Below are 14,281 nucleotides of genomic sequence, written 5' to 3' on the forward strand. Positions count from 1 at the left end.
AAGGCTATGATGCATTTTCAGTTACTACTGTAAGCTTTCATAAAAATGTAGTGTTTTCCCATCTTTCTAACAGAGGTTCTTGTTTGGCACTTTCTACTTTTATATTAATTCAAAATGTCAATTTGACATTTATTTAAATCTAATATAACCAATGTTTTGAAAAATTGACAGCGAAACAGATCATTTTAACAAAATATGGTTCACAAAATATGTTTTATCAATTTTGGTATTTTTTTTGTTTTATTAATATCGAATTCAACAAAGGAATTCAAATTTGAAATAATGTTTAATTTAAAATTTTGTAATTATGAGCAATTTAGTTAGTGTTCCTAAAAACGGAAGTTTAGCGAACAGCAATTCAAATCAAACCTTCCCAACCTTATCAAATTGGTTAGATGATATTTTTAATCGAGACCTACCATCAGTATTTACATCAAATTTCAATACTGGAATAACTTTACCAAAAGTAAATATAAAAGAAACTGCTGATGCCTTTATAGTAGAAATGGCAGTTCCGGGTCTAAAAAAATCAGATTTCCATATTGATATTGACAATCAAGTATTATCAATTTCTACAGAGACGAAGGAAGAAAACGAACAAAAGGAAGAAAATTATACTCGTAGAGAGTTTGGTTACTCTGCCTTCAAAAGAACCTTTACCCTGCCTGAGAGCGTAAATGATGAAAAAATTAATGCGAGTTATAATGAAGGTATTTTGAGTATTCTTTTACCAAAAAAAGAAGAAGCTAAACAAAAGCCTGCTAGAAGCATTCAAATTTCATAATTGATTCTCTAGATTTTTAGATTAAAGTGTATGGAAGGAGACCAATATTAAATTGGTCTCCTCTATATTACTCATCTTGTTTAATGCTATACTAAAAAGTTTAAATATGGTAAATCGCAAATTAAGTTTAACTTAAAAGCCAAAGTGATGAAAAAACATGTATTAGTTATAATAGTAGCTTTATTAAGTGTAAGTTGCAATGGTCAAAAAAATAATGCTAAACAAATTGAAATTAAAGAAAGTGAAGGAACTGTAGCTGAAGCTCCTAAAGGTTCTTGGAAAGTTGATAAAGAATTTGATGAAAACGGGAATTTAATTAGATATGACAGTATTTATTCTTGGTCATCGCAAGGTGAATTGGATCATATTTCAACTTTAGATAGGGATAGTTTGCTGCAATCTTTCAAATCAAGATTCTTCACGAATTTTTCAGATTTTGAAAATCAAGGATTCGATGATGTATTTTCTAAAGATTCACTTTTTAGCAAACGTTTTTTCAATGAAGATTTTTTTGGAAGTGATTTTGGCAAGGACTATATGGATATTGACAAAATAACACAACAAATGCTTGAAAAACAGAAGAAATTTTTAGAAAAATATCAATCAGAATTTATTAAACCAGAAGACGAAAACTAAATAGTTATCGTCTTCTTTTTGTGGTTTCAATTTTTTTTTTGGACATTTGTTAAGCTAAAAATAGGAATTTTTATATACGGTTTTATCAGACATTTTTTTCTTTTTTATTTATCCAATTAGTAATTCGGTTGTAATTAGTCAACAAAATATATCCAATAATTAAATTTATTCCAGAAATTGCCCAATCTAAATAATCTTTAGTTTTACCGAAACTAAATTCCTCCAATTGATTTAATCCGCTTGGTGAAACCTCTTTTTTAAATGCGAGATAAGTGTATTGTAAAAATTGAGGTAAATAGTCAATAATCAAAAATCCTCCAATTAGTATCAAAGCAAGTTGCATTATTTTTTGACTATTAAAATTCCCGAACTCAATTCGTTCATCGTCAAACCCTTTGTCTATTTTCAGAAAGTCAATTATTAGGTCAGTTTTGCGAATAAGAAGAGTATAAATCAAAACGGTTAAAGCAGCAACTCCAAAAATCCAAAGTAAAACAATGGGTTCAAATTGGTAAGCTACATAACTGATGTTAGTCGGAATGTAAGTGAAAATGGTTAGAATTAATGCATAAAGTCCGAATAGCTTTATTATAATTCTAAAAAAATCTCTTTTTGTCATAAGTTCATTTTCAAATGTTAGGTAACTACAGTATATAACAACTTTTATTCCAAATTGCCGGCACCTAAGTAAGAATATGATGCGTTTTTTGTTGTTACTACGTAAATATAAAATTTATTTTGTAAATAAATACCGTAATAAAAAAAGACATAAATACTACTAAGCAGTTTCTTGTTTACCTGTAGAGCCTGTTGGGTTTTGTGTTAATTGGTAAATAAAACTTGGGTTTAAACCTGCTTCTTTTCTATGGGATACATATAAAATAGCAGTATCTGTTTCTTTGGCAATTTTATTTATAAGTTCGGAGAATAGTTTGGCATCAAAATCGTCCAGTCCATTTGTGGGTTCGTCTAAAATAAGTAATGGTGGGTGTTTTACCATGGCTCTGGCAATTAAAACCAAGCGTTGGTGCCCTTTTGATAAATCTAAAAAACTTTGCTTGCGTATATCGTACATTTTTAACACATGCAGCCATTGTTCGGTTATTTTAATTTGCTCGTTGGTGGGTTCTTTATAAAGCCCAACAGAATCAAAAAAACCAGATACAATCATATTACCAATAGAATCCAACCGTTTAAAACCACGTAACATTTCGGAAGAAAAATAACCAATTTTCCTTTTAATATCCCAAACGCTTTCGCCACTCCCCTTTTTTACACCAAATAAGGTAATATCTTGCCCAAATGCTTTTGGGTTATCTCCATAAATCATACTTAACATCGTGCTTTTTCCTGAGCCGTTCGCACCGATGAGTTGCCAAAACTCACCGCGTTTAATTTCCCAAGAAATGGCATTTAAAATAGGACGGTCGCTGTAATTTACAGATACTTTATTGAATTTTACTAACGGATTGATGTTTTCTGAAATAGGACGGTATGGTTGTGGTAAGGCTTCCACAAAACTTAATGAAGTGCTTGTGTTTGTTATTTCTTTATGATTGAAAGTAACTAGTGTTTTACCTTCTAATTTATAAGTGTTTTTTATAAATGCTAAAATCTCTTCCTTTCTATTTGTTATTTGAATGATGAGTGTTTTACTACTTAAATAGGCAAATGTTTTTTCAATGGCAACTTGTTTTTCTACATCTAAATTACCGAAAATATTATCGGCAATAATATAATCGGGGTTTTGTGAAATGATGTAATCTAGTAAGGCTTTTTTACGTTCGCCTTCCGAGGAATGTAGTAAACTATTTTTTGTTTCCGTTTCTACACCAAAATGGCCATGTATTATTTCTTCTTCAATAAATTTATTCAGCGTAATTTCAGAAAAAAGAGCGGGTTTTAAGTTTGTAACATCTTCAAAAGTAATGCCTGAACTAATGCGCTCTATTAATTGAACTTTATCATCGTTATTCGAAATATAAATAGCTTTGTGATTTTTCAAGTTGTATGTTTTATTTACTAAACTAATAAATGAATTTTAAAAACTGTACGTCATAAAAAGACCTCACAGGTTTTAAAAACTTGTGAGGTCTAAAAATTATAATTAATTTATTTATAGGTTTTTAATATGATATGCCACCAAACCTTCAATTGGTCTGCGTTCAAAATTACCAACTGTAAAGCCCATTTCTTTTGCTACGGCTTTAATTTCATCCTGGGAAAAATAAGCAATAGACCCAGCAAAATGTACTGGAACTGTTTTAACTTCTTCCTTGTACTGCATGATGTAATTTTCAACAAAAATGCGGATGCCTTGTTTAATAAGCTCAACTATATATTCTGAGTCTTTGTTTAAAAACATAAACTCTGCAAAATTGGCCAAATAGGCGTTTGGATTGGGTTGTTTATAGATGTTGTACTTAACATAATCGGCCTCCATATTGTACTTACTACCAAATGCTATTTTAATGTTTTCTGGCATCGAATTGAAATAATAATCTCTTATTAATTGTTTTCCGTAATAGTTACCTGAAGCATCATCCATCAAAATATAGCCTAAAGACTGCACTTTCTGGTGTAATTTAGCACCATCAAAATAACTACAGTTAGAACCCGTACCCAAAATACAAACAACAGCAGCTTCGGTGTCATGACTTATAGTACCATAAACAGCAGCCAAAGTATCTTCTTCCACTTTTATTAAAGCTTCAGGAAACACTTCCACTAAAGCAGCTCTTACAATTTCTTTACCACGATCTGTACCACAACCAGCTCCATAAAAAAACACGTGAGTGACATCTTTTCTATTTGCCTTTAAATCTGGATTTTTTTTAATTAGTTTTTTTAGCTTATCTCCTTTTAAAACTTCAGGATTAAGACCTTTGGTTCTTACCTTTTCTAAAATTTGTTTACCATTATTATCTACAGCAATCCAATCACTTTTGGTAGAGCCACTATCAACAATTAAAATCATGTGTTTTGAAATAAAAAAACTCCACAGATTTTTATTATTACAATAAATCTGTGGAGTTCATAATTAATATTATTTTCTTAAATTATACTTTACTAATATATTGAGCAAGGTCAACTAATTTAGTTGAATAACCAAATTCATTATCGTACCAAGATACTAATTTAAAGAAATTATCATTAAGTGCAATACTTGCATCTGCATCAAAAACACTTGTCATAGATTCTGAAACGAAATCTTGAGAAACAACGGCTTCTTCAGTGTATCCTAACACACCTTTTAAGTCACCTGATTCTGATGCTTTTTTCAATACTGCTTTCACTTCTTCCCAAGAAGCTGCTTTTTCAGTTCTAACAGTTAAATCTACTACAGATACATCGGGAGTTGGTACTCTAAATGCCATACCTGTAAGTTTTCCGTTTAATTCTGGAATTACTTTACCTACCGCTTTTGCAGCTCCTGTAGATGAAGGTATGATGTTAGCTAAAGCACTACGACCACCTCTCCAGTCTTTCTTAGAAGGACCATCAACAGTTAATTGAGTTGCAGTTGTAGCGTGAACTGTAGTCATTAAACCTTCGATAATTCCGAAGTTATCATTAATAACTTTAGCTATTGGAGCTAAACAGTTTGTAGTACAAGATGCGTTTGATACGATGGTATCTTTAGCAGTAATTTTTTTGTTGTTTACACCCATTACAAACATTGGCGCATCTGCTGATGGTGCAGAAATTGCTACTTTTTTAGCACCTGCAGTAATGTGTTTTTGAGCACCTTCTAAAGATGTAAAGATACCTGTACAATCTAAAACTACTTCAGCACCAACAGCATCCCATTTTAAATCTTCTGGGTTACGTTCTGCAGTAATTCTAATTTCATTTCCGTTAACAACTAAGTTTCCGTTTTTTACTTCAACAGTTCCGTTAAAACGTCCGTGTACAGAATCATATTTTAATAAGTATGCTAAATGCTCTACATCTAGTAAGTCATTAATACCTACTATTTCAATTTCTGGTCTGCTTGCAGCTACTCTAAAAGCAATTCTACCTATTCTACCAAATCCGTTAATTCCTAATTTTAATTTTGACATATTCTTGTTTATAAATGTTAAGTGCTCATAATATCTGAGACACGCAATAATTCTAAGTTTATTTTTGTTTTTCCTTTAATGGCTTTTTCTAATGGTGTTAACTCCATTTTACCGTTAATTAAACCAACCATGTAGCTTGTTTTACCTTCCATTAAAGATTCAACAGCTTTTACACCCATTCTACTTGCTAATACACGGTCGAAACATGATGGTGGTCCACCACGTTGCATGTGACCAAGTACTGATACACGTACATCATAACCTTCCATGTTTTCATCAACATAATCTTTAAGTTCAAAAATATTTTTACCTATTTTATCCCCTTCAGCTACTACAACGATACTTGAAGATTTTCCAGATTTTCTACTTTTGTTTAATGATTCTACAAGTCGATCCAATCCTAAATCTTCTTCTGGTATTAGAATTTCTTCGGCTCCACCAGCTATTCCAACGTTTAAAGCGATATGCCCTACATCGCGCCCCATAACCTCTATAAAGAAAAGTCGGTTATGCGAACTTGCTGTATCTCTAATTTTATCGATGGCATCAACAACTGTATTTAAAGCTGTATCGAAACCAAGTGTATGAGACGTTCCAACAATATCATTATCTATAGTCCCTGGAATTCCCATTACTGGGAAATCGAATTCTTGACTAAAAATCATAGCTCCAGTAAACGTACCATCACCACCAATAGCTACTAATGCGTCTACATTCTCTTCAACTAACATTTTGTGAGCTTGTAATCTACCTTCTTTTGTTCTAAATTCTTTAGAACGTGCCGATTTTAATATAGTTCCACCTTTGTTAATAATACCTCTAACACTACGGGCGTTCATTTGTTTAAAGTCGCCTTCCATCAAGCCTTCATATCCTCGGTAAATACCAACACATTCTATATTATGGTAAGCACAAGTTCTAACAACAGCTCTAATGGCTGCATTCATACCTGGAGAATCGCCTCCAGAAGTTAAAACTGCAATTTTTTTTATTGTTTTTGACATTAAATTTTAATTTTTCAAACGTAAAATTACTAAACAAAAACCATATATCTACATGATTTATTCTATTTTATGAAACATATTAAACTATAACGTTTTAGTAAATTACAAAAAAAAGTTGAGAAGTATTAACTTAAATGCTTTTACATAAAATTGAAAAAATTATTTACCAGATGCCGGTTTCATTTTTACAAATTCCGGAAGTAATGATACTTCTTTTTCAGGCTCATTTTCAATTGTGATTTCTTCTTCTTTTTTGGCGTTCTTAAAGAATTTTTGAAGTAGTTCTTTAAAAGTATCAAAATCTACACTATATGAAATACCCAAGCCTTGTGTGTAGCCTACTTTTTCACCAAAATTTTGAATACTATTTTCTCTGTTAAAAACATTGGCAGTTAAAGTACCTTCTTCGTTTAACAAAAAGTTTATTTCAACGTCGCCGGCTATAACAGTTTCTGAAGCTCCTGCTCCACCAACCGGCACACCAACTTTACCATTAATAAGTACACGGTCGCTAATTTGGGTTTGTAGGGTTACCCCAAAACGATCATCGGTTTGGTAATCTGGCCTGTTTTCTCCTGCTTCATAATTCAACCCGATGTTAAGTTTACTATCGCCCGTTGTGAAAATACCGTTGATGATACCATTAAGACGTTCGGCAATGGTTCCTGAAAAACTAAGTTCGCTTAAGCCTCTAGAAAAAGAGCCCGTAGATAATAAATATAAGGCCTGGTTCTGTTTATCATTATCGGATTCTAACCTATATTGCAACTCTGATTTAATAGTTGAACTTACGGTAGGAAACTTAAAATCGTAAAGTGGTGTAGGTCGTTCTAAATTACCTGTTAAACTAATATTCAACTCTACAGGGATGCTTCTGTTTATTGGATTATCGAGTAATGGTGACGGATTTGCTTGCGTTTTATATATAGCCTTCATATTTAACAAGGCATCTAACGGGTCGCCTTCCCAAGCAATAGTACCACCAGGTTGTACAGTGAATTCCTTTTGAATTAAACCGCCATAGGCAAAGTTATAAACCCCTTCAAACACCGAGAAATCTCCCCACATATTGAACTTACCATTGGTGTTAATTTCAACTAAAATACCACCACGACCACGGCCTTTTAAGGAATGTCCAGAATTTTTATCAATAATGATTTCAACTTCGGCATCTTCGGTTATATCTAAATCAAAATCTAATTCAAGTCCTTTAATTTCATTAAATACAATATCTATTCCTTGTTTTCTTGCCAGTTTTTCTTCTTTAGTAATAAAATTTATATAACTATTATCTCCAAAAGATTCTGTATCGCTTAAAGGTATTTTAAAAACCGTTCCTGGTTTTGTTTCACCTACCACATTTATTACAAGTTGTTCTGTTGGCCCTTTTATGCTTGCCCTACCGCCTACAAAACCAGTACCATAATACAAGGCATCCTCGGCTTCTTTAGTATCTAACACCAATAATTTGGAGGTGTTTAAATCTAAATCTAATCGCCATTTAGAAAAATTCACATGACTTAACGATCCATTTAGCTGCCCTTTAGATTTGTACTTAGTATCTGTTAATTGAATTTTATTAAAAATAAAACTTTGGTTTTTTAATGTTACTGAAGATTTATTGGCAAATTGATAATCTACGTTAAGATAAGGTATGCCCAAGCCTGCCTTATTTAAAACAAGATCGCCATCTATATTTGGTTTATTTAAATTGCCGTTTACATTTACTTTCCCTGTAGCGAGTCCTCTTATATTCGATAAAACGCCGTGTAAAAGTGGGTTTAAGGGCTCTAAATTAAATGCATTGAGTTCTAAATCAACATCAATACTTGATTGTTTTCCGTTTACATTAATATCGCCAATGGCTCTAAACGATTTATTGATATCATCTTTAATGGTAATATCTACATTATAGTTGGTTAAGTTTTGATTCCCTTTTATGTTGGCATCAAACGAACCGAATTCCACATTATTAACCTTAAAATCATCAATAACTATGGCTGAATTTGGTAAATAAACCCCATTTTTTTGTAATAAATCTAACTTACCATTGGCGCGTCCTTCAAATTTCAAACTATCAATTTCTGGAATAATTTTAGCTAAATCGACATTTTTAAAATCGAGCTTTAAATCTTTTTGTGTTGAATCTTTAAGAAAACCAGAAAACTTAACTTCTTCATTTCCATGATTAATTACAAGCTTATCTATATTAAACTTTGTAAAGGTATTGTTGAATGAAATTTTGTTGAAACGGTCTTTCTTTTCATTAATATACCAGGTATTATCTTTTACGGTAACATCCGATTTTTTAAAACCGATAACCGACTCATTATCTTTATTAATTGTATGATAGAAGCTTAAGTTAAAAATATCGTTATTACGTTTTCCGCCTCTAAATTCTGAACGCATAAACAAGGTATCGTTTACCGTAACATTAATTAAACTGAATTTAGAAACGTTATAATATTTTGTATTTAAACTATCAACCTCTATATATGTGTTGAAAAGTGGGTTACTATTATCTACCTGAAGCTCGATATTGTTTGCAAAATAATCGAGTAATTTAATTTGAGGCGATTTAAAGGTTAACTTAAACTGCCTTTGGTCGTTTTCTACACGTCCTTTTATATAAGTGTTCTTTCCGAGTTCAATTTCCGGATAAAAAACTTCAACTATTTTATTATAAATTTTAAAGTTGAAATCGATACTCTGGTTCGTTTTAATTTTATGCGGAATGTAATTGGTATAAATATGCCCTAAAGAGTTTTCAAAAAGCTTTTTAATATCGTTCATTACAAAACGCCCTTTAAGCTCCCCTTCAATAATATCTGGCGATTTAATTTCTATAAATCGAATATCATCTTCAAATCTGGAGGTTAAATCCAATTTATCAAAATAATACGTATCATTTTGATTCTTATAAACCGTATTAGTAAATGAAATTTTTCCGTAAGCATCATCAAGCGTACTACTGTTCATGTTCATTTTAACATGGCTGCTAAATTGAGATAAACTATCTTTCTTTATAAAATTAAGAGCATTTAAATTGGCATAATCAACATGTGCTTCAAAATCATATTTTTTTACTTTTTCAGAAAAATCTACAAGTCCTAAAAAGTTTAATCTTAAATTTTTATCATTGGCTGTTAAATTTCCATCAAAAATTTTATTCCTAACATTTCCAATAACTTTAATTTCTGAATAATTATAATTGTTATATTCTATTTCGTAAATAGCTCCTTTTACCTGTGTATTTAGGTTTTTGGCAGTAAAACCATAGCCATTTACATCGAAATTCAAGGATGTTTTTCCAACAGTGGGGTCGTTAATAAAAGCACCTAAATCAAACCCTTCAAAAACAATTTTACCGTTATAGGATGCATTATCAATATCATTTATTTTTGATATTTTTAAATTGGAATCTACATAACCCAATTCGGTATCAATTTGAATGTTGGCATTAACTGTAGATGCCGTTATCTGCGAATTACCAACTATAGTGAACTTCCCTAATTTATCGAACGAAGAAGGAATAGAAGCTCCCAAAATGTTTGGCAATAAGCCTGTTAAATCTTTATAGGTAGATGATAAATTTATAAAATTTCCATTCATATAAAAATTCCCTTCTTCTTTATTAAATAGGTTTTTAAAACGTATGTTTCCCTCTACAACAGTATTATTTCCAGTATTTAATTGAAGGTTGGTGGTTTGTAAATTATTTAATGTTCCGTATAAATCTGCATTTAATTTAACCGATTGATTTTTCCCAAATTCATTGTAAAACACATTAATTTCATCTAAAAAAACATGTGAATCTTTAAAGCTGGCAGTTACCAAAACCTTATCGGTAAAATATTGTAAATCTGCTCTATTGTATGAAAATTGCAAATCACCTTTTAATAAAGAATGTTCTGTTTTAGCCTCTAAATTATCAAAAGTCATATCGGTTAGCGTGTAGGCGAAATCGGTCATCATATTTTTCATAACCAAGCCCCTACTATCTTTAAAAGCCAACGTATTTATTCGAGTACTTACGTCGCTTCCATTAATTAAAAAATTGGTGGCATTAATATTTAGCTTTGTAAATTCTAACAATTTTGTGGTTTCCCTATTTTCATCCAGTAATCTAAAAATACCGTTATAAATGGACACATCACTAGACGATAACAAAAATGAACTTGTTGTTTTTCTTGGGTTATCGTCTTCAAATTTATGTACAAAAACATCCAAGTTGGTTTCCGATTCGCCTTTATAGGTTTTAATATTAAAAATTAAATCTTCAATATCAATATCACCAAAAGTTAATTTACCATTAATTAAATTATTAACACTAATAATGGACGTGTTTAACTCTGCTATTCCTATAAGGGTATCTTGCTTAAAATCTTCTATATAAATGTCTTTAAGCTCTACATCGCCATTAAACTGCAAACTAACCCTGCTGATGTTTATGTTGGTTTTAAAGGCGTCGTTAAGGCGTTTTGTAGCATATTTACCAAGACTGGTTTGAACCGCAGGAATAGAAAGTACCAGCACCAAAATGATGAAAAGCAGCAGTACGATGCCTGCTATTTTATATGCTATTTTGAATATTTTTTTGATACTAAATAACGATTTAATAATTGAAAAGGCACTAATTAAGGTAAACTACACAAACTACTTTTTTAACTTCAATTAAAAAATATAATTAAGTATTTTTGCAATTACGAATAAAAGTACTGTATTAGACTTTAATTCTGTTTCAAAATTAACAATAATTATGCCCAAAATTCAGTAATGGCTTCACAAAATATTTATATTCTAGGAATTGAGTCCTCTTGCGATGATACCGCGGCTTCTGTAATGCACAACGGACGTATTTTAAGCAATGTTGTAGCAAACCAAAAAATACATGAAGAATATGGTGGCGTGGTACCCGAACTAGCATCCAGAGCGCACCAACAAAACATTGTTCCGGTGGTGGCACAAGCTTTAAAAAAAGCAAATATTACTAAAGACCAGTTACATGCTATTGCTTTCACAAGAGGGCCTGGGTTAATGGGTTCGTTATTAGTTGGAACATCGTTTGCGAAGTCGTTGGCTTACGGATTGCATATTCCGCTTATAGATGTGAACCACATGCAAGGACATATTTTGGCGCATTTTATTGATGAAGAAGGGTTTAATAAACCACCATTTCCGTTCTTAGCCATGACTATTTCTGGCGGACACACCCAAATTGTTAGAGTTGATAATTATTTTGACATGACCGTTATTGGTGAAACTATTGATGATGCCGTTGGTGAAGCGTTTGATAAAAGTGGAAAAATATTAGGTTTAGGCTATCCTGCGGGACCAGAAATTGATAAACGTGCCAAATTAGGAAACCCTAAAGCATTTAAATTTACGAAGCCAAGAGTTGATGGTTTAAATTTTAGCTTTTCAGGGTTAAAAACAGCTATTTTATACTTTATCCAGAATGAAACCAAAGCAAACCCAAATTTTATTGAAGAAAACCTAAATGATATTTGTGCTTCTATTCAATATACTATTATCGGGATTTTAATTGATAAATTGAAACTTGCCGTGAAACAAACGGGCATAAAACATATTGCTATTGGTGGTGGTGTTTCTGCAAATTCTGGTATTCGTCAAGCCTTAAAAGATGGTGAACAAAAATTTGGTTGGACTACCTACGTGCCCAAATTTGAATTCACAACCGATAATGCTGCTATGATTGCCATAGTAGGCTATCTAAAATATTTAGAAGGCGATTTTGCTGAACAAAATGTAGCTGCTTCAGCGCGATTGAAGATTTAATTTTATAGCCACTAATGCGCAAATGTTTTTTAAATGAGACCTATAAAACCAAATATCTATTTTTGGATAACTTCAATAATTATTTTTGTTATTGGTTTCTTTGATTACAACACTGATTCAATTGTAATAAACATTCATGATACATATTATGTTATTTCAAATTTAGACTTTATTATTTTATCTGGTTCGTTTTACGTTATTATAGGTTTCATTTACTGGATTTTGAGTAAATCAAGTTTAAATTTAAATGTTTTTTTGACTAAAATCCATACTACAACGAGCATCTTTTGCTTCTTAATATTTATGATCGGAATATTTTATTATAGCATTACTGAAAATAAATTTATTATGTTAGATGACTCCTTAAGTATGGATGCCTTCATTGTAATAATTTTTATCATTTTTTCTTTTATTCAAATACTATTCATTATCAATCTATGTACCTCAATGTTAGCACATTTCTACTTTAACAAAAAACTAAAATAAGTTATAAACAATCTATTCTTAAAAATTTATATCCTTCCCATTTAAATTTTCCGACAATAATTTTAAATTTGAGGCTAAATTTAAACCCAAAATCATGATTAAAAACCTACTTTTTGCAGCAACCCTTTGTGGTTCTGCTTTTTTGAATGCCCAAACTTCAACCGAAAAAGAATTAGAATTTATTGAAACCCCAGAGCAGATTGAAGCATATCTTGCATCAAACAAATCGAAAGAAAATAAATTGCTTACTTTTAATGAGGAAAAACACAAAACCATACTAGCCAAAGAGCTTATAGCCCTTAATACGGGTAGCATGAAAACAGTAAGGAACAGCTATGAAAGAATAATTTACAAAGTAGTTGAAAAAACCAATAAAACCTATTACAGAGTTTCTTATATTTATTTAGATGGCACCAAATATGGAAACATAGACGATTTAAATATTTTTAGATCAACATTAATTAATGAGTATAAAAACAGTAATGCACCATTTGATTTTTTAGCAAAACGCTATTCCATGGATGAGAATGCCAATAAAGGTGGCGATTCTGGCTGGTTTATAGAAGGTGAATTACAACCCGAATTTGAAAATGAAATTATTAATGGTGACCATAGTTTAGATGATATTTTCACTGTAGATATTCCAGAAAAAAACAAGTTTTATATAATTTTAAAAACTTTTGAACCTAAGGAAATCTCAGAAATTAAAGTTTTAAAAATTGTAGACAAATTAGATTAATGCAACTTTTTTACAATCCAGACATTACCGAGAGTACCACCCAATTTTCTTTTGAAAAAGAAGAAAGCAAGCATATTGTAAAAGTGCTTCGCAAAACAGGTGGCGATATATTACATATTACAAACGGTAATGGCTGGTTGTTTACTGCAGAAGTGACCATACCAAACATTAACAAATGTGTGGTAACTATTATTTCGAAATCAAAACAACAAAAACACGATTATAATTTGCATTTAGCGGTGGCACCAACTAAAATGAACGACCGTTACGAATGGTTTTTAGAAAAAGCTACTGAAATTGGTATTGATAGCATCACCCCTATAATGTGCGACCATAGCGAACGTAAAATTATCAAACCCGAACGTTTTGAGAAGATTATGCAATCGGCCATGAAACAATCGTTGAGTTGCTATATGCCAAAACTTAATGATGCTATTTCTTTTAAAGATTTTATTTCACAGGAATTTACAGGCGATTTGTTTATTGCCCATTGCGAAGAAACCGATAGAAAATCGCTGAAGCAACAACTAAAACCAAAACAAAATATTACGATCTTAATTGGTCCTGAAGGCGATTTTAGTACAAAAGAGATTGAATTGGCCATAAAAAACAAGTTTATTCCAGTAACTTTGGGAGAAACCAGACTGCGTACCGAAACGGCTGCTATTGTAGCGTGTCATTCAGTCGCTTATACAAATGAATGAAAAAGATTATAATTTCTATTTACAATTCTATATTCTTCTTTTTTCATAAAAGGATTGGATCAAAT

Annotated in this window: 11 protein-coding genes; 5 read left to right on the forward strand and 6 right to left on the reverse strand. The window is 31.3% G+C overall.

The genetic code is table 11. The features are described 5' to 3' along the window. Positions 1 to 307 precede the first annotated feature (307 nt). A complete protein-coding gene (locus tag EV196_RS04230; RefSeq protein ID WP_132215263.1) occupies positions 308 to 784 on the forward strand; it encodes an Hsp20/alpha crystallin family protein in 477 nt (158 codons plus the stop codon). Between the two features lie 147 nt (positions 785 to 931). Beyond that, complete coding sequence (locus EV196_RS04235; protein WP_132215265.1) at positions 932 to 1,420, forward strand: hypothetical protein; 489 nt, start codon at positions 932 to 934, stop codon at positions 1,418 to 1,420. Between the two features lie 85 nt (positions 1,421 to 1,505). Here EV196_RS04235 and EV196_RS04240 read toward each other — a convergent pair whose 3' ends face one another. The 6 genes from EV196_RS04240 to EV196_RS04265 form a co-directional block, all read right to left on the reverse strand. Further along, positions 1,506 to 2,039: a hypothetical protein gene (locus EV196_RS04240; protein WP_132215267.1), complete on the reverse strand. Its 534-nt coding sequence runs from the start codon at positions 2,037 to 2,039 to the stop codon at positions 1,506 to 1,508. A 159-nt stretch (positions 2,040 to 2,198) separates the two neighbouring features. Continuing rightward, the gene (locus EV196_RS04245; RefSeq protein WP_165876100.1) at positions 2,199 to 3,425 is read right to left on the reverse strand and encodes an ABC transporter ATP-binding protein; all 1,227 of its coding nucleotides are present in this window, start codon (positions 3,423 to 3,425) and stop codon (positions 2,199 to 2,201) included. Positions 3,426 to 3,536: 111 nt separating this feature from the next. Then, positions 3,537 to 4,397 carry a BadF/BadG/BcrA/BcrD ATPase family protein gene (locus EV196_RS04250; protein ID WP_132215271.1) on the reverse strand — a complete coding sequence of 287 codons (861 nt, stop codon included), beginning with the start codon at positions 4,395 to 4,397 and terminating at the stop codon, positions 3,537 to 3,539. Positions 4,398 to 4,479: 82 nt separating this feature from the next. Continuing rightward, positions 4,480 to 5,484, reverse strand: a complete 1,005-nt coding sequence (gene gap / locus EV196_RS04255; RefSeq protein WP_132215273.1) for a type I glyceraldehyde-3-phosphate dehydrogenase — start codon at positions 5,482 to 5,484, stop codon at positions 4,480 to 4,482. A gap of 17 nt (positions 5,485 to 5,501) precedes the next feature. Then, a complete protein-coding gene (gene pfkA / locus EV196_RS04260; RefSeq protein WP_132215275.1) occupies positions 5,502 to 6,488 on the reverse strand; it encodes a 6-phosphofructokinase in 987 nt (328 codons plus the stop codon). A gap of 159 nt (positions 6,489 to 6,647) precedes the next feature. Further along, the gene (locus EV196_RS04265) at positions 6,648 to 11,024 is read right to left on the reverse strand and encodes a translocation/assembly module TamB domain-containing protein (protein ID WP_243652177.1); all 4,377 of its coding nucleotides are present in this window, start codon (positions 11,022 to 11,024) and stop codon (positions 6,648 to 6,650) included. 240 nt (positions 11,025 to 11,264) lie between these two features. On the opposite strand from EV196_RS04265, the gene tsaD reads away from it, so the two are divergent. The 3 genes from tsaD to EV196_RS04280 all read left to right on the forward strand — a co-directional run bounded on the left by tsaD (position 11,265) and on the right by EV196_RS04280 (position 14,216). After that, positions 11,265 to 12,287 carry a tRNA (adenosine(37)-N6)-threonylcarbamoyltransferase complex transferase subunit TsaD gene (gene tsaD / locus EV196_RS04270; protein WP_132215279.1) on the forward strand — a complete coding sequence of 341 codons (1,023 nt, stop codon included), beginning with the start codon at positions 11,265 to 11,267 and terminating at the stop codon, positions 12,285 to 12,287. Between the two features lie 580 nt (positions 12,288 to 12,867). Next, on the forward strand, positions 12,868 to 13,512 hold the full coding sequence (locus tag EV196_RS04275; RefSeq protein WP_132215281.1) for a peptidylprolyl isomerase: 645 nt from the start codon (positions 12,868 to 12,870) through the stop codon (positions 13,510 to 13,512). After that, positions 13,512 to 14,216 (forward strand): 16S rRNA (uracil(1498)-N(3))-methyltransferase, encoded by a 705-nt coding sequence (locus EV196_RS04280; protein WP_132215283.1) that lies wholly within the window; start codon positions 13,512 to 13,514, stop codon positions 14,214 to 14,216. The genes EV196_RS04275 and EV196_RS04280 overlap by 1 nt, the downstream gene beginning before the upstream one ends. Positions 14,217 to 14,281: the final 65 nt, after the last annotated feature.

Source organism: Mariniflexile fucanivorans (assembly GCF_004341235.1).
GTDB lineage: Bacteria > Bacteroidota > Bacteroidia > Flavobacteriales > Flavobacteriaceae > Mariniflexile > Mariniflexile fucanivorans.